Source organism: Actinomadura viridis, from assembly GCF_015751755.1.
Classification (GTDB): Bacteria; Actinomycetota; Actinomycetes; order Streptosporangiales; family Streptosporangiaceae; genus Spirillospora; species Spirillospora viridis.
Window position 1 is genome coordinate 7,697,912 of record NZ_JADOUA010000001.1, and the last position, 23,755, is coordinate 7,721,666.

20 protein-coding genes are annotated in these 23,755 nt (G+C 72.1%); 12 read left to right on the forward strand and 8 right to left on the reverse strand.

Translation table 11 applies throughout. The annotated features are described in order from the left end of the window. Nucleotides 1-21 precede the first annotated feature (21 nt). From IW256_RS34995 to IW256_RS35030, 8 genes are all read left to right on the forward strand, one after another. The gene (locus IW256_RS34995; protein ID WP_307829292.1) at nucleotides 22-1,011 is read left to right on the forward strand and encodes a Bug family tripartite tricarboxylate transporter substrate binding protein; all 990 of its coding nucleotides are present in this window, start codon (nucleotides 22-24) and stop codon (nucleotides 1,009-1,011) included. Continuing rightward, the gene (locus IW256_RS35000; protein ID WP_197015012.1) at nucleotides 1,008-1,535 is read left to right on the forward strand and encodes a tripartite tricarboxylate transporter TctB family protein; all 528 of its coding nucleotides are present in this window, start codon (nucleotides 1,008-1,010) and stop codon (nucleotides 1,533-1,535) included. Before IW256_RS34995 ends, IW256_RS35000 begins: the two co-directional genes overlap by 4 nt. After that, nucleotides 1,535-3,055, forward strand: coding sequence for a tripartite tricarboxylate transporter permease (locus IW256_RS35005; protein WP_197015013.1), 1,521 nt, complete (start codon nucleotides 1,535-1,537; stop codon nucleotides 3,053-3,055). The genes IW256_RS35000 and IW256_RS35005 overlap by 1 nt, the downstream gene beginning before the upstream one ends. Before the next feature lie 182 nt (nucleotides 3,056-3,237). Further along, complete coding sequence (locus IW256_RS35010; RefSeq protein WP_197015014.1) at nucleotides 3,238-5,007, forward strand: sensor histidine kinase; 1,770 nt, start codon at nucleotides 3,238-3,240, stop codon at nucleotides 5,005-5,007. 142 nt (nucleotides 5,008-5,149) lie between these two features. After that, nucleotides 5,150-5,566 (forward strand): roadblock/LC7 domain-containing protein, encoded by a 417-nt coding sequence (locus IW256_RS35015; protein ID WP_197015015.1) that lies wholly within the window; start codon nucleotides 5,150-5,152, stop codon nucleotides 5,564-5,566. After that, the gene (locus IW256_RS35020) at nucleotides 5,563-5,925 is read left to right on the forward strand and encodes a DUF742 domain-containing protein (protein ID WP_197015016.1); all 363 of its coding nucleotides are present in this window, start codon (nucleotides 5,563-5,565) and stop codon (nucleotides 5,923-5,925) included. The genes IW256_RS35015 and IW256_RS35020 overlap by 4 nt, the downstream gene beginning before the upstream one ends. Continuing rightward, nucleotides 5,906-6,547 (forward strand): GTP-binding protein, encoded by a 642-nt coding sequence (locus IW256_RS35025; RefSeq protein WP_231404055.1) that lies wholly within the window; start codon nucleotides 5,906-5,908, stop codon nucleotides 6,545-6,547. The genes IW256_RS35020 and IW256_RS35025 overlap by 20 nt, the downstream gene beginning before the upstream one ends. Beyond that, nucleotides 6,544-7,833 carry a cytochrome P450 gene (locus tag IW256_RS35030; protein WP_197015017.1) on the forward strand — a complete coding sequence of 430 codons (1,290 nt, stop codon included), beginning with the start codon at nucleotides 6,544-6,546 and terminating at the stop codon, nucleotides 7,831-7,833. The genes IW256_RS35025 and IW256_RS35030 overlap by 4 nt, the downstream gene beginning before the upstream one ends. Here IW256_RS35030 and IW256_RS35035 read toward each other — a convergent pair. The 6 genes from IW256_RS35035 to IW256_RS35060 all read right to left on the reverse strand — a co-directional run bounded on the left by IW256_RS35035 (nucleotide 7,817) and on the right by IW256_RS35060 (nucleotide 14,030). Beyond that, nucleotides 7,817-9,034 carry a cytochrome P450 gene (locus IW256_RS35035; protein WP_197015018.1) on the reverse strand — a complete coding sequence of 406 codons (1,218 nt, stop codon included), beginning with the start codon at nucleotides 9,032-9,034 and terminating at the stop codon, nucleotides 7,817-7,819. The genes IW256_RS35030 and IW256_RS35035 overlap by 17 nt on opposite strands. A gap of 133 nt (nucleotides 9,035-9,167) precedes the next feature. Next, entirely contained in the window at nucleotides 9,168-9,761 is a 594-nt protein-coding gene (locus tag IW256_RS35040) for a GNAT family N-acetyltransferase (RefSeq protein ID WP_197015019.1), read from the reverse strand. 204 nt (nucleotides 9,762-9,965) lie between these two features. After that, entirely contained in the window at nucleotides 9,966-10,787 is an 822-nt protein-coding gene (locus IW256_RS35045) for an SAM-dependent methyltransferase (RefSeq protein ID WP_197015020.1), read from the reverse strand. A 102-nt stretch (nucleotides 10,788-10,889) separates the two neighbouring features. Continuing rightward, a complete protein-coding gene (locus tag IW256_RS35050) occupies nucleotides 10,890-11,717 on the reverse strand; it encodes a carbohydrate ABC transporter permease (RefSeq protein ID WP_197015021.1) in 828 nt (275 codons plus the stop codon). Further along, nucleotides 11,714-12,724 carry a carbohydrate ABC transporter permease gene (locus tag IW256_RS35055; protein WP_197015022.1) on the reverse strand — a complete coding sequence of 337 codons (1,011 nt, stop codon included), beginning with the start codon at nucleotides 12,722-12,724 and terminating at the stop codon, nucleotides 11,714-11,716. The genes IW256_RS35050 and IW256_RS35055 overlap by 4 nt, the downstream gene beginning before the upstream one ends. A 10-nt stretch (nucleotides 12,725-12,734) precedes the next feature. After that, the gene (locus IW256_RS35060) at nucleotides 12,735-14,030 is read right to left on the reverse strand and encodes an extracellular solute-binding protein (protein WP_197015023.1); all 1,296 of its coding nucleotides are present in this window, start codon (nucleotides 14,028-14,030) and stop codon (nucleotides 12,735-12,737) included. A gap of 222 nt (nucleotides 14,031-14,252) precedes the next feature. Between IW256_RS35060 and IW256_RS35065 the strand changes: the two genes are divergently transcribed. The 4 genes from IW256_RS35065 to IW256_RS35080 are packed head-to-tail and all read left to right on the forward strand — an operon-like array spanning nucleotide 14,253 to nucleotide 19,948. After that, nucleotides 14,253-15,350, forward strand: coding sequence for a LacI family DNA-binding transcriptional regulator (locus tag IW256_RS35065; RefSeq protein ID WP_197015024.1), 1,098 nt, complete (start codon nucleotides 14,253-14,255; stop codon nucleotides 15,348-15,350). Then, nucleotides 15,347-17,776: a glycoside hydrolase family 3 N-terminal domain-containing protein gene (locus IW256_RS35070; protein ID WP_197015025.1), complete on the forward strand. Its 2,430-nt coding sequence runs from the start codon at nucleotides 15,347-15,349 to the stop codon at nucleotides 17,774-17,776. Before IW256_RS35065 ends, IW256_RS35070 begins: the two co-directional genes overlap by 4 nt. After that, nucleotides 17,773-19,293: a glycoside hydrolase family 43 protein gene (locus IW256_RS42950; protein ID WP_197015026.1), complete on the forward strand. Its 1,521-nt coding sequence runs from the start codon at nucleotides 17,773-17,775 to the stop codon at nucleotides 19,291-19,293. The genes IW256_RS35070 and IW256_RS42950 overlap by 4 nt, the downstream gene beginning before the upstream one ends. Before the next feature lie 58 nt (nucleotides 19,294-19,351). Further along, nucleotides 19,352-19,948 carry a hypothetical protein gene (locus tag IW256_RS35080; protein ID WP_197015027.1) on the forward strand — a complete coding sequence of 199 codons (597 nt, stop codon included), beginning with the start codon at nucleotides 19,352-19,354 and terminating at the stop codon, nucleotides 19,946-19,948. 152 nt (nucleotides 19,949-20,100) lie between these two features. On the opposite strand, the gene IW256_RS35085 is transcribed toward IW256_RS35080, so the two are convergent. Both IW256_RS35085 and IW256_RS35090 read right to left on the reverse strand, forming a co-directional pair. Beyond that, entirely contained in the window at nucleotides 20,101-21,048 is a 948-nt protein-coding gene (locus IW256_RS35085; protein WP_197015028.1) for a glycosyltransferase family A protein, read from the reverse strand. Nucleotides 21,049-21,147: 99 nt separating this feature from the next. Next, nucleotides 21,148-23,616, reverse strand: coding sequence for a glycosyltransferase (locus IW256_RS35090; protein ID WP_197015029.1), 2,469 nt, complete (start codon nucleotides 23,614-23,616; stop codon nucleotides 21,148-21,150). Between the last annotated feature and the right edge of the window lie 139 nt (nucleotides 23,617-23,755).

Here is a 23,755-nt window from a genome sequence, read left to right on the forward strand (position 1 = left end):
CCCGATGTGAAAGAGACGAACGTGAAAAAACGCTTCGCTCCACTGGCCGGCGCCGTGATGGCGCTGTCGATGCTCGGGACCGCCGCCTGCGGCGCCACCGCGGACAAGGAGACCGGCAAGGCCGCGACCGGCCTGCGGATCATGGTGCCCAACGCCCCCGGCGGCGGGTACGACACCACCGCCCGGACGGTCGCCAAGGTCATGGAGGAGACCGGGACGGCCGGCCGGATCCAGGTGTTCAACCTGCCCGGCGCGGGCGGCACCGTCGGCCTGCAACGCGTGATCAACGAGCGGGGCAACGGCAAGCTGGCCATGCAGATGGGCCTGGGCGTCGTCGGCGCCTCCTACGCGTCCAAGTCGAAGGCGACGGTCACCCAGACCACCCCGATCGCCAAGCTGATCGAGGAGGCCGGCGCGATCGTCGTCCCGAAGGACTCCCCGTACCGGACGATCGGTGACCTGGTCGCGGCGTGGAAGAAGGACCCGAAGAAGGTCACGGTCGGCGGCGGCTCCTCGCCGGGCGGGCCGGACCACCTGCTGCCGATGCGGCTGGCCAAGACCGTCGGGATCGACCCGAAGAAGGTCAACTACGTCTCCTACGACGGCGGCGGCGAGCTGCTGCCCGCGCTGCTCGGCAACAAGATCGCGTTCGGGGCCAGCGGCTACGGCGAGTTCCTCGACCAGGTGCAGTCCGGCCAGCTCAGGGTCCTCGCGGTGACCGCCGAGCAGCCGATCCCGTCCCTGAAGGACGTCCCCACCCTCAAGGGGTCGGGCATCGACCTGGTGTTCGCCAACTGGCGCGGCGTCCTCGCCCCGCCCGGGATCGGCGAGGACGACAGGAAGACCTGGATCGACGCGTTCACCCGCATGCGCGACTCCGAGCGCTGGAAGGCCGAGTGCGCCAAGCGCGGCTGGACGGACTCGTTCATGACGGGGGAGCGGTTCGCCGGATTCCTGGCCGAACAGGACAAGAGCGTGGCCGCCATCCTCACCGAACTCGGCCTGGCATGACCGTGCAGGTGGAGGAGCGGCCCGGCCGGACCCGGGAACGGGACGGGGACCGCGCGCAGTACGGCGTGTGCGCGTTCCTCGCCCTGACCGGCGTCCTGGTGTTCGCCGACGCCCTGCGGACCACCCATGTGACCAGCAGCAACGACCCCGTCGGCCCCCGCCCCGTGCCGATGCTCCTGGGTGCCGCGCTGCTGGTGGTGGCGGTCGTCTACGCCGTGGACGTGGCCCGGGGCGGCCGGGGCGAGCCGGAGTCCGGGGAGGACGTCGACCTGTCCGGCCGCGCCGACCGGCGCACCGTCCTCCTGCTGATCGGCGCGTTCGCGGGGAACGCGGTGCTGATCGAACCGCTCGGGTGGGTGATCAGCGGGACGCTCCTGTTCTGGGGTTCGGCGTTCGCGCTGGGGAACCGGCACCACGTCCGCGGCCTGCTGGTCGCGGTCGCCCTGTCGCTGATCACCTTCTACACGTTCGCGGTCGGGCTCGGCGTCAACCTCCCGGCCGGCGTGCTGCAGGGGATCCTGTGATGGGGAACCTCGGTCACCTGCTCGACGGGTTCGTCAACGTCCTGTCGCCCGGCAACCTGCTGGTCGCGCTGCTCGGCGTGCTCGCCGGGACCGCCGTGGGGGTGCTCCCCGGCATCGGCCCGGCGATGACGGTCGCCCTGCTCCTGCCCGTCACCTACGGGATGGACCCCACCCAGGCGTTCATCCTCTTCGCCGGGATCTTCTACGGCGGCATGTACGGGGGCTCGACCACCTCGATCCTCCTGAACACCCCCGGCGAGTCGTCCTCGGTCGTCACCGCGATCGAGGGCAACAAGATGGCCAAGGCGGGACGGGCCGCGCAGGCCCTGGCCACCGCGGCGATCGGCTCGTTCGTCGCCGGGACGATCGCCACCCTGCTGCTGGTGCTGGTCGCGCCCATGGTGGTGCGGTTCGCCGTCGGCCTCGGCGCCCCCGACTACTTCGCGATCATGCTGCTGGCCTTCGTGGCGGTCTCGGCGGCGCTGGGCGCCTCCCGCGTCCGCGGCTTCGCGTCCCTGCTGCTCGGCCTGGTCATCGGCCTGATCGGGATCGACGCGGTGACCGGGCAGCAGCGCCTCACGCTCGGCGTCCCGCAGCTCGCCGACGGCATCGACGTGGTCGTCGTCGCGGTCGGGGTCTTCGCCGTGGGGGAGGCACTGTGGGTGGCGGCCCACCTGCACCGCGCGCCCCTCCGCACCGTCCCCGTCGGGCGGCCGTGGATGGGCGCCGACGACTGGCGGCGCTCGTGGCGGCCCTGGCTGCGCGGGACGGCGATCGGCTTCCCGTTCGGGGCGCTGCCCGCCGGGGGCGCGGAGATCCCGACCTTCCTGTCGTACGCCGCCGAGAAGAGGCTGGCCCGGCGCCCGGAGGAGTTCGGGCACGGCGCCATCGAGGGCGTGGCGGGACCCGAGGCCGCCAACAACGCCTCGGCCGCCGGCACCCTGGTCCCGATGCTGGCCATCGGGCTGCCGACCACCGCCGTGTCCGCGGTGATGCTCGCGGCGTTCGAGTCGTACGGCATCCAGCCGGGACCGCTGCTGTTCGAGCGCCAGCCCACCCTGGTCTGGACGCTGATCGCCAGCCTCTTCCTGGGCAACCTGCTGCTGCTCCTCCTCAACCTGCCCCTCGCCCCGGCCTGGGCCAAGCTGCTGCGGATCCCCCGGCCCTACCTGTACGCGGGCATCCTGTTCTTCGCGTCCATGGGCGCCTACGCCGTCAACGCCCAGCCCCTGGACCTGTTCCTGCTGCTCCTGCTGGGGCTCCTCGGCTTCATGATGCGGCGCTTCGGGCTGCCGGTGCTCCCGCTGATCGTCGGCGTCATCCTCGGCCCGCGCGCCGAGCTCCAGGCCCGCCGCTCCCTGCAGCTGTCCGGCGGTGACCTGGGCGGACTGGTCGGCGGGCCCGTCTCGTACACCATCTACGCCGTGATCCTGGCGCTCCTGCTCTGGCCCCTGATCAGGAAGTACGCGTGGCGGAAGGCCGGGGACCGGCCGGGCGGAGGTGTGCGGGCGGACGCCTGATACCACGCTCCGCGCACGGGTGGTCGCTCCGGGGCGGCCGGATGTGGACCGCCCGTTAGGGGGATTTTGTTGGATTACCGTCTCTGACCAGTGGCGTTGTGGTACATCCTGGTGTCGCCGTAGGTCCCGGGGCCCGCCTCGGCGGGGCCCCCGGCCGGTTCCCCCCTTCAAGGACATGGTGGATGGCAGTACACGCAGGTCGATCACGCGGCGAGCGCGCCGCCCTGGAGCGCGCGCTCCTGGTCTGGGTGATCGCGACCATCGTCGTCGGCTGCGGCTGGCTGGGAGCCCTCTCCGCCGCCGGCGAGCACACCCGGACGCTGGTCGCCGCGGGCGGCGGCGCGGCGGCCCTGGTCATCACCCTCGCCATCGCGGCCGCGGCCTACTTCGCCGAGTACGCCCGGCGGCTCCGCGGCCGGCTCGCCGCCCTGGAGTCCGACGGCGACCGCCTGGAGCACCGGCTCCGGGAGATGGTCGCGGGCCCGCTGCCCGAGATGATCGGCAGGCTGCGCGAGGGCGCCGCCCCGCAGGCGGCCCTGGAGAACGTCCCGGCCCGGCGCGACCCCGTCCTGGGGCCGCTGCTGCGCACCGTGGCGGAGAGCGTCGCCGCCGGTGAGCACCGGGCGGCCCGTGCGGCGGCGGACCGGGCCGACCTGGAGGCGGAGGCGGCCAGGCTCGCCGACTCCACCGTTCCCACCCTGGTCAAGCGGATCCGCGAGGACCGCGCGTCGGTGCCGGCCGTGCTGGCGGAGATCCCGGTGCCCGCCCAGCAGCCGCTGGAGACCCTCCTGCGGCGGATCGCCGAGGACCTCGCCGCGGGCGAGCGCACCAGCGCCGCCGCGCGGGCCGCCTGCGCGAGCGCCGCCGCCCGGATCCAGGCCCAGACCACCCGCATGCTGGCCCAGCTGCGCGAGCTGCAGCACCGCCACGGCGACGACGAGGTCTTCGGCGACCTGCTGGACCTCGACCACCACCTCTCCCAGATGGGCCGCCTGGCCGACAGCATCGCGCTGCTCAGCGGCGGCCGGTCGGGACGGCGCTGGACCAAGCCCATCGTGATGGAGAGCATCCTGCGCGGCGCGATGGGCCGGATCGCCGCGTACCAGCGCGTCCAGTACCACTCCACCAGCACCGCCGCGGTCGCGGGCTTCGCCGCCGAGGGCGTGATGCACGCCCTGGCGGAGCTGATGGACAACGCCGCCAACTTCTCCCCGCACGGCACCATGGTGCACGTGTACGTCGAGGAGGAGGACGCGGGCGTCGTCGTCACCATCGAGGACAGCGGCCTGGGCATGCGGCAGCGCGAACGGCAGCGCGCCGAGCGGCTGGTCTCCGAGGCGGCCGACCTGACCTCGCTCCCCGGGACCCGGCTGGGCCTGGCCGTGGTCGGCCGGCTGGCCCGCAAGCACGCCCTGACGGTCAGCTTCCGCCCGTCCGCACGGGGCGGCACCGGCGCGGTCGTCCTGATCCCGCGCCAGCTCATCACCCACTCCTCGGACGGCTTCACCGGCAAGGGCGCGCCCGCGCCCACCGCGTCCGGCGAGCAGCGGCTCTCCGGGCGGGCCGGCGCGCGGGGCGACCGCGCGGCCGCGCGGGCCGGCGCGGGCTCCCGTGCCGCGTCCGGGCCCGCCCCGTCCCGGCCCGCCGCGGCCGAGCCCGGCGAGGACGGCGATGACCTGCCCAAGCGCCGCCGCGGCGCCACGCTCGCGGCGGCCCCGGCCGGGCCGGCGCCCCGCCCCGCCGCCCGTACGGGGAACGCGGGTGCGCGGTTCGCCGCGTTCCGCCAGTCCGCCGCGGTCCGCCGCGACCCGGCCGGCGCGACCGGACCCCTGCCCGCGGCCCCCGCCACCTCCACGCCCGCCGATGCCGGCTCCGGCGGCGTCCCCTCCGCGGCCCCCGACGTCCGGCCCGAGCCCGGAGCCGGCGGCGGTTCCGAGGACGCGGGCCGGTGAGCCCGAGGCCGTACGGGCCGTACGTCCATGACCAGGTGCGGCGGGTGTGCCCGCAGATCGGGCCCGGCGCTCCCGCCGGGCCATACGACCAACAGATGGGAGGCAGGGGCGGTACGGCCACGGCGGTCCGCCCCGGGATCCGATGAGCACCGATGAGCGCGACCTCGACTGGCTGCTGGCGACCCTCATGGACCGGGCGCCCGGCGTCCAGCACGTCCTGGTGCTGTCCAAGGACGGCCTGAAGATCTGCCACACCCCGGGACTGGACGAGGACAGGGCCGACCAGCTGGCGGCCATCGCCTCGGGGATCCAGAGCCTGTCGCTCACCGCGTCCAGCGAGTTCGGCGCCGGCCTCGGCGCCGGCCAGTCGATGGTGGAGTACCCCGGCGGGGTGCTGCTCATCGTCCCGGCCGGGGAGGGCGCCCACCTGGCCGTGGTGGCCGGCGACGAGGCCGACGTCGGCCTCGTCGGCCACAGCATGAACGAGCTGGTGGAGCAGATCGGCGGCTACCTGACCGCCGCGCCGCGACGGCCGGTGCGCGGCGGCGCTCCGGCATGAACCCCCGTCCCCTGGACCGCGAGGCTCCGGACCGGCTCTACACCGTCACCGGCGGGCGCAGCCGTGCCGACGACGACTCGCTCGACCTGGTCGCGCTGATCGTCGCGGAGGACGCGCCCGTGCCCGGGATGCAGTCCGAGCACGCCGCGATCCTGCGGCTGTGCGCCGACGCCCCGGTCGCCGTGGTCGAGCTGTCCTCGCATCTGGGACTGCCGGTGAGCGTCGTGAAGATCCTCCTGCTCGATCTGCTCGACACCGGCCGCGTCACCGTCCGCCACCCGACCTCGGCCGTCGCCCCCGAGCACGCGGCCGACCTGGAAACGTTGAGACAGGTACTCGTTGGACTCGAACAGCTCTGACCGGGCCGCCGATCACCGGCCCGCCGGGGCGGCCGGCCTGCCGTTGCGCCGTACCGCCCGGGACGCATCGAAGATCGTGATCGTGGGCGGGTTCGGGGTCGGGAAGACCACCATGGTCGGTTCGATCAGCGAGATCCGCCCGCTGAGCACCGAAGAGATCATGACTCGGGCCGGCATCGGGATCGACGACCCCAGCCGGGTCGAGAACAAGACCACCACCACCGTCGCGTTCGACTTCGGCCGGATCTCGCTGGACGAGCAGCGGGTGCTCTACCTGTTCGGCGCCCCCGGCCAGGAACGGTTCTGGTTCCTGTGGGACCAGCTGTTCTCGGGCAGCCTGGGCGCGGTCGTCCTGGCGGACACCCGCCGGCTCAAGGACTGCTTCTACTCCCTCGACCGGCTCGAACACCACAAGATGCCGTTCGTGGTGGCGGTCAACCGGTTCGACGGCCCCCGGCCCCCGCTCGACCGGATCCGCGACGCGCTGTCCCTCGGGGACGGCGTCCCGCTGGTCGAGTGCGACGCCCGGAGCCGCGAGTCGTGCAAGTCCGTGCTCATCACCCTCGTCCGGCATCTCACCCGACTCCACGACCCGTCCCTCGCCCAGGAGGTCACCCCGTGACCGGATCGACGGCCGAGAACGCCTCGCCCGAAGGCCCGCCGCCCGCCGACTCCGGCGAGCGCGTACGGCTGTACGGCCCCGACATCACCCGCCGGCCCGCCGAGTTCTACCGCCGGCTGCGGCGCGAGCACGGCCCGGTCGTCCCGGTGCTGCTGGAGGGCGACGTCCCCGCCTGGTTCGTGGTCGGCTACCGGGAGGTCAACCACATCACCAGCAACCCGGCCCTGTTCGCGCGCGACTGCCGCCGCTGGAACGCCTGGGACCAGGTGCCCGACGACTGGCCGCTGATGCCGTACGTCGGCTGGGCGCCCTCGGTGATGTTCGCCGAGGGGCCCGAGCACCAGCGGCGGGCGGGCGCGATCGGCGACGCCCTGGACGCCGTCGACCGCACCGAGCTGGCCGCCATCTGCGAGGAGCTGGCCGACGGGCTGATCGACGGGTTCGCCGGGGACGGCCAGGCCGACCTGATCGACCAGTACGCGCACCGCGTCCCGCTGCTGGTGATCGCCCGCCTGTACGGGCTGCCGGACGCCGACGTCCCCACCCTGGTGAACGACGTCGCCGAGTCGCTCGACGCCAGCGAGAAGGCCGGCCCCGCGCACGCCCGGATCCAGGAGCGGATGGCGCGGCTGGTGAAGGACCGGCAGTCCGTCCCGGGCCCGGACGTCCCGTCCCGCCTGCTGGCCCATCCCGCCGGGCTCACCCCCGACGAGGTGATCATCGACCTGCTGGTGGTGATGGCCGCCGCGCAGCAGCCCACCGGCAACTGGATCGGCAACACCCTCCGGCTGATGCTGGTCGACGACCGGTTCTCCATGACGCTCCAGGGCGGCCGGGGCAGCGTCGGGCAGGCCCTCAACCAGGTGCTCTGGGAGGACACGCCCACCCAGAACTTCATCGGCCGCTGGGCCGTGCACGCGAGCGAGCTGGGCGGGCGCCGCATCGACCCCGGCGACCTGCTGGTGCTGGGCCTGGCCGCCGCCAACGCCGACCCCCAGGTCCAGCCCGCCGCGCACGACCACACCGGCGGCAACCGCGCCCACCTGTCGTTCGGGCACGGCGAGCACGGCTGCCCCTTCCCCGCCCCCGAACTGGCCGAGGTCATCGCGAGGACGGCGGTGGAGGTGCTGCTCGACCGGCTGCCCGACATCGAGCTGGCCGTCGAGCCCGGCGAGCTGGAGTGGCGGCCCTCGTTCTGGATGAGGGGCCTGCAGAGCCTGCCCGTCACCTTCAGCCCGGCCGCCTACCTGCTCAACGAGGCGCGCCCGTTCAGCCCACCGGGGTGAACTCCAGCGGCAGCCGCTCCGGGCCCCGGGTGAACCCGCCCTGTTCGGCCGGGACGAACCCGTCGGCCACCCGCACGTCGGGCATGGCGTCCAGGAGCATGTTCATCGCGACCTCGACCTCGGTCTTGGCCAGCAGCGCGCCGACGCAGAAGTGCCGTCCCAGCGCGAACGCCAGGTGGTTCGCCGCGGCCGAGAACGCCGTGGTGGTGTCCAGGTCGTCCCGGAAGATATCGAACCGCTCGGGGTCCCGGTACCGTTCCGCGTCCCGGTTGGCCGCGCCGATCAGGCAGGTGACGGTGCTGCCCGCCGGGATCGTTCCGCCGCTCAGCGTGACGTCCCGTTCCGGCTGCCGCATGATCATGTGGACCGGCGGGGAGAAGCGCAGCGTCTCGGCGAAGGCCCGCGCGATCAGGCTCCGGTCCGCCCGCACGGCCGCGAGCTGCTCGGGGTGGACGAGCAGGTTCGCCATGATCGCCGAGATGGCCTTGTCGGTGGTCTCGCCCCCGGCGGCCAGGAGCAGGCTGACGAACGCCTTGATGTCCTCGTCGCTCATCCGCGTCCCGTCGATCTCCGCCAGGCACAGCCGCGACAGCAGGTCGTCGCCGGGATTCGCGCGCCGTTCCGCGATGATCGGGAGCATGTACGCGGCCAGCTCGACCCGGGTGCGCTCCCCGTCCGCCGCCACCTCCGGATCCTGGGCGAGGTTGCCCAGGAACGCGATGATGGAGGTGTACCACCGCTGGAAGCGGGCGTGGTCGGCCTGGTCGAGCCCGAGCATGTCGACGATCACGTTGATCGGGAAATGGGTGCTGAACTCCCCGACCAGTTCCACCCGTCCGGTCGCCCGGAAGCGGTCGATCAGCAGGCGCGCGTTCCGCTCGATCACCGGCAGGAACCGTCCCTGGAGCTCGTCGCCCCGGAACGCCGGCGCGACCAGCCCGCGCCGGACCGCGTGCTCGCGCCCGCTGAGCTGCAGGATGGTCCGGCCGTGCACCGGTTCGAGCTGCCAGTCGTAGTTGGCGGTGGTGAACGCCGGGTCGCGGAAGGCGCGGGCGACGTCCTCGTACCGCGAGACCACGTAGCTCTGCATGGGCTCGTGCCAGAAAAGCGGGGCGTGCTCACGCATGATCCGGTACGCGCTGTAGGGATCGGTGGCGAACTCGGGTGACAGGATGTCCGGTACTTCCGGAGCCGTGGTCATTTCACTCCTGGTGAGGGGACTCGGTGGATCTCGATCGAGCCTAGAAAGCAGGCCACCCCCGGTCCAGCGTCCGCCCACCGAACCCGATTCTTGATCATCAAATCATGACCGAAATAGCCTTTTTGTCCCGTTCCTATCCGCGATCCGTGCCCGGCCGGCCGATCCGATCGTTCCGGTCGATCCGGTAGAGGTAGTGCGCCCGGTCGTCGATCGGGTTGTCCGGCTCCAGCTCGCCCTCCGCGACCCGTACCAGCCCCGCCTTCTCCAGGGCCCGCCACGAAGCGCGGTTCGCCACCGGAACGGGAACGATGACGCACGTGGCGGAAGGATGGTCGGCCCAGAGCCCGTCCAGGACCGCCCGGATCATCCGCGGCCCGAGCCCCAGCCCGACCCGGTCCGCGTCGCCGATCAGGTAGTCGATGGTCATCGCCCCGTCCGGCACGTCCACGACGGCGGCCAGTTCGGCGAGGTAGTCGGGGTAGTCGCCCAGCCGGCACCGCTGGACCAGCCCGAACGGCCGGCCGTCGGCGAAGACGAGCAGATCCTCGGAGGGCTCCTCCCCCCTGGCCGCGGGCCCGAAGTCCCGCGCCACCGCCTCGGCGGACGTCTCGTGATGCCACCACCGGGCCACGTGGGGCCGTTCCAGCCACCGGCCGAGTAGAGGGAAGTCCTCCTCGGCGAGCCGCCGCCACGTGAACGCAGGGACGAGAGCCTCCAGATCCGTCATGACCGCAACGTAACCCGAGCCCGACCCGCCCTCCACCCATTAACCCGCGCCCCGCGGCGCGGCCGGCCGCTCTCCCGTTGACTTGCGGAGAGTTGTCGTCTGGCGCGGCCCGGAGGGAGCAACTCGCCACCAGTCAACGTGCCGGTGGTCTCGGTGTGAAGGGCTTACGGGGCGAGCTTGCTGCTGTGGCGGGTGTGGGGCGGGTCAGGGTTTGCGGGCTATGGCTCCGTACATGGCGATGTCCCTGTCGTCGACGCGGCCGACCTCGACCGGGTCGGGGTGCCACTTGTGGATCTGGACGATGCCCGGCTCCTCCAGTTCCAGGCCGTCGAAGAACTTCTCCGCCTGGGCCTTGGTGCGCCACCTCAGGGATTCTCCGTGCGAGTGGTACACCTCCTGCACCCTGGCCAGCACCTCGGGGTCGAAGTCGTCGGTGGCGACGGCGGCGGCGAAGTAGCTGCCCGAGGGCAGGACGTCCACGATCCGCCTCACCACGCGGTAGGCCTCGTCGTCGTCCTCGATGAAGTGCACCATGGCGATCAGGGTCAGGCCGATGGGGCGGGTCAGATCGAGCGTGCCGAGGAGCTCGGGCGCGGAGATGATCTTCTCTGGCTCGCGCATGTCGGCCTGGATGTAGGTGGTCCTGCCCTCGGGGGTGCTGGTGAGCAGGGCCCGGGCGTGGGCGAGGACGATGGGGTCGTTGTCGACGTAGACCACCCGGGAGTCGGGCGCGATGGCCTGGACCACCTCGTGGAAATTGGGCGAGGTGGGGATGCCGGTGCCGATGTCCAGGAACTGGCGGATGCCCTTCTCCGCCGCCAGGTGGCGGGCCACGCGATGCATGAAGGAGCGGTTGGCGTTCATGTGGATCCGCAGCGACGGCCACACCTGGAGGGTGGCCTCGGCCGCGGCACGGTCCAGCTCGTAGTGGTCCTTGCCGCCGAGGATGTAGTCGTAGATGCGCGCGCCGTGGGCGCGGTCGGTTCCCAGGTCCACTTGCTCCTCCGGGCCGCCGGTCTCACTCATAACCGTCACCTTCTGGTCACGCGATGCTTACGGTGTCGAGCGTAAACCCAAACCGCACCCGCGAGTGATCATAAGGCCGCGCGGTCGTCCTGAAGGGCCGGGTCAGCCCTTGGTCGCGCCGGCGGTCAGGCCGCCGATGAGCTGGCGTTCGGCCACGGAGTAGAAGGCGAGGGCGGGCACCATCGCCAGGACGATGTAGGCGAGGACGAGCGCGTAGTTCGTCGAGTACTGCCCCTGGAACTGCTGGACGCCGACCGGGATCGTCTGCCATTTCGGGTCGGTGAGCACCAGCAGGGGCAGGAAGAAGTTGTTCCAGCTGGTGACGATGGCCAGTACCGAGACGGTGCCGAGCGCGGGACGGGCCATCGGCAGCAGGATCCGCCAGAAGAAGCCGAACCGGCTACAGCCGTCGATGACGGCGGCCTCCTCCAGTTCGCCAGGGATCGTCCGGAAGAACTGGCGCAGGATGACGATGGTCATCGGCAGCCCGAACGCGGCCTGCGGGAGGATCACGCCGAGCGGGTTGTCCAGCAGCCCGAGGGCCCGCAGCAGGATGAACAGGGGCAGCACCGCCACCGCGAACGGGAACATCAGCCCCATCGCGAAGAGGGTGAAGAAGAACTCCCGCCCGCGGAAGGCGTACCGGGCGAAGGCGAACGCGGCCATCGCCGACACCGCGACCGTCACGAGGGCGGTGGCCGCCGCGATCCCCGCGCTGTTGGCGATCTGCCGCCAGAACGCGCCGGACGACAGGATGCCGGTGTAGTTCGACAGCCGCCAGGGGGAGGGCAGGCCGAACGGGTCCCGGGTCAGGTCGGCGGTGCTCTTGAAGCCCGACAGGACCGCGTAGCCCAGCGGCACCACGATGAACGCGCCGATCAGCCAGACCAGGAGGTGCCGGGACACGCTCCGCGCCGGCCGGGCGGTCATCGGACGGCCCCCGCGGCGGTGATCGCCCCGCGCAGGTCGCGGCGCAGGGCGAAGCGCTGGTAGGCGAGGGAGAAGACCAGGCTGACGGCGAACATCACGACGCTGATCGCGCTCGCGTAGCCCACCTGGTAGCGCTTGAAGCCGTACTGGAACATCGTGATCGCCATCGTCTCGGAGGAATGGGTCGGCCCGCCCGCGGTGAGCACCCACACCAGGTCGAACAGCTGGATCGCGCCGATGACCGACAGGAAGACGCTGATCCGCAGCGTCGGGCCGAGCAGCGGCAGGGTGACGTGCCGGAACCGCTGCCACGGCCCGGCGCCGTCGATCGCCGCGGCCTCCAGCACCTCGGACGGGACGCTCTGCAGCCCGGCCAGGTAGAGCATCATGTGGAAGCCGAAGTACTTCCAGGTCATGACCAGGAAGACGGTGGGCAGCACGGTGTCCTGGTCGGAGAACCAGCGGCCGGCCAGCCCGTCCAGCACCGGGAGGTCCCGTACCAGGGCGTCGGCCAGCCCGTGCTCCGGCAGGAAGATCATGCCGAACAGCACGCCGGTGACGACCTCGGACAGCACGTACGGGGCGAAGAAGATCATGCGGTAGATCGCCCGGCCCCGCATCCGCTGGTTGAGCAGCACCGCCGTGCCCAGCGCGAACGGCAGCTGGATCACGATCGACAGGACCACCAGGACCAGGCCACGCCACAGGTCGCCGTGGAACACCGGGTCGGCGAACAGCCGGGTGAAGTTGTCCAGGCCGGCGAAGTCGGTGGGCGGGCCGAACCCGCCCCACCGGAACAGGCTGGTGTAGAACGCGACGGCGATCGGGATCAGGACGAAGAAGACGAACACCACGAGCGCGGGCAGCAGGAACCAGGCGGCGGCCAGCCAGCCCAGCAGGCGCCGGGACAGGGGCGTCCGGGGCCGGCGGTGCCTCCGGCGGCGCGATCGCGCGTCCTCGGACGCGGTGTCTCGCGGGGCGTCGCGGGTCGCGGGGGACAGGGTCATCGGGTCGCCGCTACTGGCTCTTGGCCGTCCGGGTGACCTCCGCCGCGACCTGCTCGGGGGTCTTGCGCCCGGCGACCAGGTCGGCGACGCCGTCGTTGACCTCCTGCCCGACCGCCGGCGGGAACGCCTGGTCCAGGTAGAGCTGGAAGCCGCTCGCCCTGGCCACGGTCTCGGCCACGAGCCTGCGGTTGGGGTCGGTGATCGCGCTCTCGGCGCCCTTCACCACCGGCATGAACGCGCCCGAGGTGATGAGCTTGCGTTCGTTGTCGGGCTGGAGGAGGAACTTCAGGAAGTCGTACGCCGCCGCGGGCGCCCCCTTGCGGAGGGCGTGGCCGCTGCCTCCGCCGAATATGTCGCCCGGCGAGCCCTGGCCGCCCTCGACCATGGGGAACGGGAAGAAGCCCAGGTCCTCGCCCAGATCCTTGCCGGTGTCCCGCTGGACGTTCGGCGCCCACTGGCCCATCAGCTCCATGGCGGCCTGCCCGGCGCCCATCGTCGCGGCCTGCCCGCCGGGCGTGGCGTACCCGGCCCCCTGGAAACCGGGCTGGAACGGTGCCAGGTCGACCAGTTCCTTGAGGCGCTGCCCGGCGCCGACGAAGGCCGGCGCGGAGAAGTCCTTGGACGTCTCGGCCTGCTTCAGCGCCGCCGTGCCGCCGATCCGCAACGCGAGGTAGGCCCAGTAGTAGTGGCCGGGCCACTTCTCCTTGCCGGCCAGGGCGATCGGGGTGATCCCGGCCGACTTGAGCTTGCGGACGCCGTCCAGCAGTTCCGACCAGGTGGCGGGCGGCGCCTTGATCCCGGCCTTGGCGAACAGCCGCTTGTTGTACCAGAACCCGACCATGCCGATGTCGTTCGGGATCGCCCAGGTCTTCCCGTCGAACCGGTACGCCTGCTGGGAGATCGGGGTGAGGGTGGCCGACAGGTCCGCGGCGCGCGAGGTGAGGTCCTCGACCAGGCCCGCGTCGACCTGCTGTTTCAGCACGCCGCCGCCCCACGTCATGAAGATGTCCGGCAGTTTGCCCGAGGCGGTGACCGCGGTCATCTTCGCCTTGTACGCCTCGTTCTCCAGGTTGGTGATCTTGATGGTCACATCCGGGCGGGCCGCCTGGAACGCCTGGATGAGCTGGGGATAGAGCGACTTCTGCGGCTCGGTGGTGGCGTTGTCCCACCATTCGAGGGTGGTCTTGCCGTCGCCGTCGGACCCCGAGCCGCCGCAGGCGCCGAGCAGGGGGCTCGCGGCGACCGCGAGGGACCCCGCGGACACCGCGGACAGGAACGAGCGTCGAGTGCGGGCATCGGTGCCCATCGGGGCCTCCTGGGCTCGGGGTGGGGGCCGGCCCGCGCACGGCGGAACGAGCGCCGGACCGCTTCGAAATGTTTCGAAAGTCTTCGGGAGTCCTGTTGTCGAGGCAATCTAAATAAGTCCCTCCGGACGGTCAAGACCCCATTTCGGTTGCCGCGTTCCCCAAGGAAAAGGGCGCGAGCAGGGTCTAGGAGTCATCGAAATATTGCGATACCGTTCGCAATCGTGCGTACCAGCGACGGCGATTCCGGTCGCCCCTCCCGCCCCACCCTGGCCCTGATCGCGGCCGAGGCCGGGGTCTCCACGGCGACGGTCTCCAAGGTCCTCAACGGCCGGACCGACGTGGCCCCCGCGACCCGCGAGCGCGTCGAGGCGCTGCTGCGCACCCACAACTACCCCGGTCCGGGTGGCGGGACCCGCCGCACCCGCCGGTCCGGGCTGATCGACCTGGTGCTGGCCGGGCTCGACAGCCCCTGGGCGGTCGAGATCCTGCGCGGCGTGGAGGCCGAGTGCGCCGAGCACGGCACCGGCGTGGTCGTCTCCCTCGTCCGCGACGACGACGCCTGCCCGCCCAGCTGGCAGAACCTGCCTGCGCTGCACCACAGCGACGGGGTGATCCTGGTGACCTCCCGGATGACCGCGCGGCAGCGCGACCAGCTCGAACGGGCCGGCGTCGGCCTGGTCCTGGTCGACCCGGTCAACCTCCCCGCCGCCGACATCCCCAGCGTCGGCGCCACCAACTGGGCGGGCGGCCTGGCCGCCACCGAGCACCTGATCGAGCTGGGGCACCGCCGTGTCGCGGTGATCGGAGGCCCCGCCGACATGCTGTGCACCCAGGCCCGCGTGGACGGCTACCGCACCGCCTTGGAACAGGCCGGGATCGAGGTCGACCGGGAGCTGGTCCGGTACGGCGACTTCCACCACGAGAGCGGCTTCGCCCGGACCCGCGAGCTGCTGGAGCTCCCGGACCCGCCGACCGCGATCTTCGCCGGCAGCGACCAGCAGGCCATGGGCGCCTACCAGGCGGCACGCCTCGCGGGCCTGCGGGTGCCCGACGACCTCAGCGTCGTGGGCTTCGACGACCTCCCCACCTGCGAGTGGCTGTCCCCGCCGCTGACCACCGTCCGGCAGCCGCTGGAGGAGATGGGACGGGTCGCCGCCCGTACCCTGCTGCAGCTCCTGGACGGCCGTCCGCCGCTCACCCCCCGCGTGGAACTGGCCACCGACCTGCGCGTCCGCGCGTCCACCGCCCCACCGCCGGCGGCCGTCCCGCCCCCCGCCGCGGCGCCGTCCGCCGCATCGCACCCACCGGAGGACCGATGACCGAAGCCCTCCCGGCCGCCCGTCCCGCCGGCGAGCCGTGGCGCGACCGGCGGCTGCCCGTCCCCGAACGGGTCGCCGACCTGCTGTCCCGGATGACCGTGGAGGAGAAGGCCGCCCAGCTCGGCGGGTTCTGGGCGACCCAGGCCGCGCCCGGCGAGCCGGTCGCCCCCGTGGAGGACGACTCCGGCGAGCCGGCCCCGGACCTGGACGAGATCGTCCGGACCGGGCTCGGCCAGCTCACCCGGGTCTTCGGCACCGCGCCCGTCGCGCCGGGCGAGGGCGCCGCCCGGCTGCGCGAGCTGCAACGCCGGGTGGCCGGATCGGGCCGGTTCCCGATCGCGGCCATCGCCCACGAGGAATGCCTCACGGGATTCATGGCCTGGGGCGCCACCGTCTTCCCCAGCCCGCCCGCGTGGGGCGCGACCTTCGACCCCGAACTGGTGGCCGAGATGGCCGCGGCGGTCGGGGCGAGCATCCGCGGCGTGGGCGCGCACATGGGGCTGGCGCCCGTCCTGGACGTGGTCCGCGACGCCCGCTGGGGCCGTACGGAGGAGTGCGTCGGCGAGGACCCCTATCTTGTTGGGGTTATTGGCGCCGCGTACGTACGGGGGCTGGAGGGGGCCGGCGTGGTCGCGACCCTCAAGCACTTCGCCGGGTACTCCGCGTCCCGCGCCGCGCGCAACATGGCCCCGGCCGCGCTCGGGCCGCGCGAGTTCGCCGACGTCGTGCTGGAACCGTTCGTCCTGGCGCTGCGCGAGGGCGGCGCCCGCGCCGTCATGCACTCCTACACCGACGTGGACGGCATGCCCGCCGCCGCCGACAGGTGGCTGCTCACCGACCTGCTCCGCGGCGAGCTGGGCTTCACCGGCATCGTGGTCTCCGACTACTACGGCATCTCGTTCCTGGAGAGCCGCCACCGCGTCGCCGGGTCCCGTGCCGACGCCGCCGCCCTCGCCCTGCGCGCCGGGATCGACATGGAACTGCCGACCGTACGGTGCTACGGCGCCCCCCTGGTCGAGGCGGTACGGGGCGGCGCCGTCCCCGAGAGCCTTCTCGACCGCGCCGCCACCCGCGTGCTCACCCTCAAGGCCGAACTCGGCCTGCTCGGCGAAGGCGGCGCCCCCGGCGACCTCGCGCACCCCGCCGACCCCGGCGACCCCAACGGCTTCAGGGACCCCGGTGGCCTCAGGGAACCGGGCGTACCCGGGGAACCGGCCCCCGGGCCGCCGCCGGACCTGGACCCGCCCGCACACCGCGCCCTGGCCCGCCGGCTGGCCGAGGAGTCGGTGGTCCTGCTCGCCGACGACGGCGCGCTGCCGCTGCCCGTCACCGCGCGGATCGCGCTGGCAGGGCCGCTCGCCGACGACGTCGCAGGCATGATGGGCTGCTACACGTTCCCCACCCACGTCGGGCGCGCCCACCCCGACGTCCCGCTCGGCGTGGAGATCCCGACGCTCGCCGAGGCGCTGCGCGACGAGTTCCCCGCCGCCGCCGTGCGCCTGGCCGCCTCCGGCGAGGTGCTGTCCGGCACCGACGCCGACGCCGAAGCGGGCATCGACGCGGCCGTCGCCGCCGCCCTGGACGCCGACGTGTGCGTGCTCGCCCTCGGCGACCGCGCCGGGCTCTTCGGCCGCGGCACGTCCGGGGAGGGCTGCGACGCCGAGACCTTCGCGTTGCCGGGACGGCAGGCAGATCTGGCCAAGGCGGTCCTGGACACCGGTACGCCGACGGTCGTGGTGGTGCTCTCCGGCCGCCCGTACGCGCTGGGCGACATCGCCGGGCGGGCCGCCGCCGTCCTCCAGGCGTTCTTCCCCGGCGAGGAGGGGGCGCGCGCCGTCGCAGGGATCCTGTCGGGCCGCCTGGAGCCGTCCGGCCGCCTCCCCCTGAGCGTGCCCCGCACGGCGTCCAGCCCGTCCCCCGCCTACCTGCGGTCGCGGATGGAGTCCGCGCACGACTGGAGCACGATCGATCCCGCGCCCCTGTACCCGTTCGGGCATGGCCTCTCCTGGACGCGGTTCGACTACGGCGGGCTGGAGGTGGACGAACGCGCGCCCACCGACGGCCAGGTGACCGTGCGCGCCGTCGTCCGCAACGTGGGCGACCGGCCCGGCACCGAGGTCGTCCAGCTCTACCTCGCCGACCCGGTCGCCTCGGTCGTCCGGCCCGAACGCCTGCTCGCGGGCTGGGCGCGGCTGCGCCTGGAAGCGGGCGCCGCCGCCCGCGTGGAGTTCACCGTGCACGCCGACCGGACCTCCTTCACCGGCCCCGACCTGCGGCGCGTCGTCGAACCCGGCGTCATCGAGGTCGAGGTGGGGCGGTCCAGCGGGGACCTGCCGCTGCGCGGATCGTTCACCCTGCACGGGCCGGTCCGCGAGCCCGGCCCCGACCGGGTCCTCACCGTCCCCGTGCGGGTGGTGCCGCTGTGACCGCCGCGCCCCCACCCCGCCGCTTCCGCAACCCCGTCCTGCCCGGCTGCCACCCCGACCCGTCCGTCTGCCGCGTGGGCGACGACTTCTACCTGGTGACCTCGTCGTTCGAGTGGTTCCCCGGGCTGCCCCTGTTCCACAGCCGCGACCTGGTGCACTGGCGGCCGATCGGGCACGCGATGGACCGGCCGTCGCAGCTCCCCCTGGACGGCGTCCGCGCCTCCGGCGGCCTGTACGCGCCGACGCTCCGCCACCACGACGGCCGCTTCTACCTGGTCTGCACGCTCGTGGACGGCACGTCCTGGTCCGGGCACTTCGTCCTTACCGCGACCGACCCCGCCGGCCCGTGGTCCGAACCGCACCCCCTGGACGGCGCGGGCATCGACCCCTCGCTGTTCTTCGACGACGACGGGCGCGCCTGGTTCACCGCCACCCGGGAGACCGGACGGTACGAGGGGCACACCGAGATCTACCTGCGCGAGTTCGACCCGTCCGCGCTCACCCTGACCGGCGGTGAGCACGTGATCTGGGACGGCGCGGTGAAGGGCGCCATCTGGTCCGAGGGCTCCCACCTCTACAAGATCGGCGGGCGCTACCACCTCCTGACCGCCGAGGGCGGCACCGCGCACGACCACGCGGTGATGATGGCGCGCGCCGACCACGTCACCGGCCCGTACGAGGGCGACCCGCGCAACCCGGTCCTGACCCACCGGCACCTCGGGCTCGGCCACCCGATCGTGGGCACCGGCCACGCCGACCTGGTGGAGACCCCCGGCGGCGAATGGTGGATGGTCCTGCTCGCGATGCGCCCGCACCACGACGGCCGCTGCGTCCTCGGCCGCGAGACATTCCTGACCCCCGTCCGCTGGGAGGACGGCTGGCCCGTCGCCGGTCCCGTCGAGCCGAGCCACCCGTCCCCGTCCCTGCCGGAGCACCGGTGGCCCGCCGAACCCGCCTGCGACCACTTCGACGCTCCGGACCTCGGCCCGTCCTGGAACGTTCTCCGCACCCCGCGCGAACGCTGGTGGAGCCTCACCGAACGCCCCGGCCACCTGCGGCTGCGAGCACGGCCGGTGTCCCTGGCCGCCAACCCCTCGTTCGTCGGCCGCCGCCAGAGCCACCCGGCGTTCGCCGCGTACACCGCGCTCGACCTCGCGGGCGAGCACGCCTCGGCGGGGCTCGCCCTCGTCCAGAACGACGCCTTCCACGTCCTGCTCCTCTCGACCGGACGGGAACTGCGGCTGGTCGTCCGGGAACGCGGCGTCGCGTCCGTCCTGGCCGAGGTGCCGGCCGAGTGCCACCGGGTCCGGCTGGGCGTGGAGGCGCACGGACGCTGGTACCAGGCCCGCTACTCCCTGGAGCCCGGCCGCTGGGAACCGCTCGGCGCCCCCGTCGACGGCGACCTGCTGAGCAGCCAGGTCGCGGGCGGTTTCACCGGCGTGTACGTCGGCGTGTACGCCACCGGCGACGGCGGCCACGCCGACTTCGACTGGTTCGAGTACTCCCCGCTGGGCTGATCACTGTCAGCCCGTTCCGGCAGGATGTCCCCGTACACGCCGAGAAGGGGGACGGATCATGGGTGACTACTTCGAGCGCATCATCGACCTGGAGGTGCCCCTCCAGGACGCGGGCCCGCTCGCGGACCGGATGGTCGACTGGCTGGTCGCCGAGGGCGTCCTCCTGCGCGAGACGTCCGGCGACGGGGTGTACAGCCTCGGCGTGGACGAAGGGCACCTCCCCGGCCCGAACTGGGAACGCGCCGTGCACGGCACCCCCGGCACCACCTGGCCCCCGGCCGCGATGGCGGTCATCGTCGCCCGGGACGACCACCTCGGCGGCCAGGGCGAGAGCGAGGCGGACTCGGCGACCTGCCCCCGCTGCGGCACCCGTACCGTGATCATCGACTACCCGGAGAGCTTCGAGGCCGACGAGGAGGCGTGGCGGCCGTTCAGCGAGGCCATCGACCGCTGGAAGGAGACCGGCGAGGCGGACGCCCCCTGCCCCGCCTGCCAGACCTCCAGCCCGGTCACCGAATGGGACTTCGGTGACAACTTCGACCTCGGGGCGCTCGCCTTCGACTTCTGGGGCTGGCCGCCCCTGGCCGACGCCTTCTACGAGGAGTTCACCCGCCGCCTGGGCCACCGCACCGCGCGGCAGAGCGGCAAGTTCTGAGCCCCTCTCGACGGCCCCGGCCACCGCGCGAGCGCGTCACCTGCGCGGCGGCGAGGAGACACCGGGCGGATCGCGAGGCGATGTCGCGTTCACTCAGGCCCGGTGAGCGGTGGATGTCGACCGGAGCGCGGGCTCCGCGGCGATCTCGGTCCTCAAACCGGGGCGGTGACCTGCCGGCTCGCCGGTACGGCCCGGTCGGCCAGGGCCTTCTCCAGACGCTTGATGTGGTAGTGCTGCTGGCGCGCCATGCGCTGCAGGTCCATGACGACCCGGAGGAACTGGTCCATCTCCCCGGCTCGGCTGAGGATCTCGTCGGGCACCCGCGCATCGAGCCGGCAGGCGTCCTGCTCCTGCTGGAGCAGGGCCTGCGCCCATGCCAGGGTGAGGGGCTTGAACGACGCGGGATGATTGGCCACGATCCGGGCCCGCACGGTGAGGTCGTTCTCGGCGGCCTCCACATGCAGGCCGGTGTCCTTGTTGCGCGCCCTGAACAGCGGCTCGGCGATGTGGTGAGCGTTGAATCCCCGTTCCGCGCAGCCGATCCAGAAGTCCCAGTCCTCGCCCACCCGCATGTGCTCGTCGTAGCCGCCGACGGCCTCCCACACCTCACGGCGGTACAGCGAGCAGTAGAACATGATCAGCCGCTGGAGCAGCAGTTCCCTGCTGTACGGCGGAAAGGACAGTACCTGTGGCGGAACGTCCTCGGCGTCGGTGAAGACGTGGAGATCGGTGGAGACGATGGCGATGTCCGGCTCGGCGTCGAGGACCGCGGTCGTCTTCTCCAGCATGGTCGGGCCGATCGCGTCGTCGGCGTCCAACGGCAGGATGTAGCGTCCGGCCGCGGCGGCGACGCCGGCGTTGCGTGCGGCGGAGACTCCGGCGTTGGCCTGCTGGAGCAGGCGGATGCGCCGGTCGGGATGGCGGTCGATGAAGTCCCTGGCCACGGCCGAGGAGTCATCGGTGCTGCCATCGTCGACGATGACGATCTCCCATTCGCCGAACGTCTGCCCGAGCACGCTGTTCAGCGCCTGGGGCAGGTAGCAGCCATAGTTGTAGCAGGGGATGACCACGGAGACTACGGGTTCTCTGCTGTCACTCATTCCTGGTCCTTCACTTCGGGCGTAAGTGGTCGTTTCATTTCGGAGGCGGTCCTTGCCTTCGGGCGTGAGCCGAAGGCACGTGCCAGGCGGCGCTCCCGTTCAGGCAATCGGAGCGGCCGCTTCGCTGAGCGACTCCGAGCAGTGGTGCGGATGCAGAACTTCGAGTCGGGGCAACGCCCAGCACGACGTGCCCATGTCCTTGGCCAGGGCCGCCAGGCCCTCGGTCTCGATGAGGTGCCGGTAGGGGACCGGCGGGAACACCAGCCCCGCGCGGTGCAGGTCCGCCCGTACCAGCAGCACGCTGCCGCCCACCGAATCGACGCGGATGAGGTCGTGCGCGCTGAACTCGTCGAGATAGGCCCTGCCGAACCCCCTGGGGGGCAGCAGGATGCCGTCGCGGACCCACTGCGCCCAGTTCAGGGCGCCGGCCTCCGGCCTTAAGAGGTAGGTATTGAGGTCGTACGTGGGGCCGTTGGGCTCGCCGGCACAGTGCGGCACGACGATGTCCTTGCGCGCTGCCAGCAGCCGCTGGATCAGATCGCGGGGGTAACCGGTCACGTCGACATCGATCCAGAGCACCCACCGCTCATCGGTCAGGGCGCGGGAGAGCAGGTGGTTTCGGGCTCTGGCCAGGGCGGATCTGCGTTCCCGTTGCACGCCGGGCTCCCAGGACCGTCCGCGCAGGCGGACCCCGGCATGGTGGCGCACGAGGGTGACACGGCGGTACCGCTGCTCGAGTTCGGGCAGCGCGCGTTCAAGCACGTCCCAGGTGTCGTCCTGGCTGTCGCCTTCGAGCAGGCCCAGCGAGATCGCCTCGTGCGGATAGTCCAGACCGCGCAGGTTCTCCAGATGGCCGGGCAGGAACCGGACCGCGTCCTTGACCGGTGTGAGCACCAGTACCGAAGGCCGTTCACGCGTGGGCGCCGGAGCCGGCTCACTGATCACCCATCGCGCCCGATGGGGCCGCAGGGCGTCGGTATCGGTCCCGGCGCGGCATTCTGTCCCGGTGCTCGCATCGGCCCGGGCGCTCGCATCGGCCCGGGTGCCGGTGCCGGTCTCATCATGGACGAGGTCCGCTGGAGCGAGCGGAAGCCGTGCCGCCATCGCCAGGAGCCTCTCGGCATAGGCACCGCCGCGCCATACCCGGGTCGCCGCATCGAAGATGCGTTCGAAATGGGTGGGCTCGAAGGTGTTGTTCTCGTGGCACACATAGGTGCAGAGATCTGGTGCGTCCACGGAGACGACCCGGTTCTCGCTGACGATCTGAGCCGCGACGGGGGTGTCCTCACCCCGGCGTTGCGCCGGGTAGCGCGGGAGCGCGTCTTTCGCGCAGAGCATGGTGCCCTCCCACACGCGCATGTGGGAGACGGCCAGTTCGCGGCGGGCGGGCCGCCACAGTCGCTGCCGAGCGAGGAAACATGCCTCGGCCCCGAGCGCGAGGAGTGCCGCCATCTGCACCTCGACCCGTTCCGGGTCGTACAGGTCATCGTCGTCCCACTGGCACACGTACGTCCCGGTCGCGCTGTCCACCGCGATGTTGCGCAGAGCTCCAAGCGGTAGCCCGGCCGGCGGGAGCCGATGGAAACGAATGCGCTCATCTCCGAGACCACGAACCAGCTTTTCCAGGGCGTCATCCAGCCCGTCGTCCACCACGACCAGTTCTCTGCTCGGATAGGTCTGGGCGATGAAACATCGGATCGCGCGCTCGGCGAAGGCCGGGCGGTCCTTCGTCACCATCAGGCAGGAGACCGGCGGCGCTGCGGCGCCGGAGGCCCAGCGGCTGCGCTGCTCGTCCAGGTCGAAGGCCCCGTCGGCCAGGGGGCGCAGGCCCTGACTCGCCCAGAACCTCACCCTCCTGTTCGACGAGGGCCGCGGCCTCCAGGATTCTTCTCCCGCCCAGCTCGCGGCTCCGTGATGCACGGCATAAGCCTGGTCAAGGTCGGTCTCCTGAGGTGCGAACAGCCGTCTCGCATAGGGGCTCACCTTCGGATACAGCAGCTCCGAGCCCACCACGGTGATCGACTCGGGCTCCGGGGCGTTCTCCAGCGCCCGAGTCAGGAAGAAAGGACCCGACACATCCAGGGCGTCGGCCAGACGGTGAGTGCGGACCAGCTCGCGATGGACGTGCGCCCAGAACGGATGCCGCGCCCTCGAAGCGATGAACGCATTCCCCAGAATGCGGCCAAGACCCCGGTGACGTGCCTGCGGCAGGCGGGTGTGCACTGACGGCTCGCACCCGAGCACGAGCTCGCGGCCGGTGAGTAGTTCGCCCACCGGCCGCAGGCTCTGGACATCCAGATCGGCATACACCCCGCCGAAATGGTCGAGCAGAAAATATCGCACGGCATCTGCGCGCATGACCGGATCGGGGTAGCCGTCGTAGACCGGAAGAAACCACGGGTAATGCTCCATGAGAAAGGAGCGGCTGTCCGCGTCCGTCCACAGCCGGTAATCCCATCCCGGATGATGCCGCCTCCAGGAATCCACCCACTCCCGCCACCGGGAGGGCACGTTCGCGTCCCCCCACGCCTGGTGGATCAGCGCCGGAATGATTTTCTGATCAGACATCCGTACAGAACTCTCAATCACTCGATCGCGTTATGCGGTACAACGACATTCAGAGGCTGAGGCTCGGGTGCCGCGCGGGCTTCACCCGTACGGACATCATGAGCAGAGCTTTTGGCACGTTCCAGGAGTTGTCACCGTG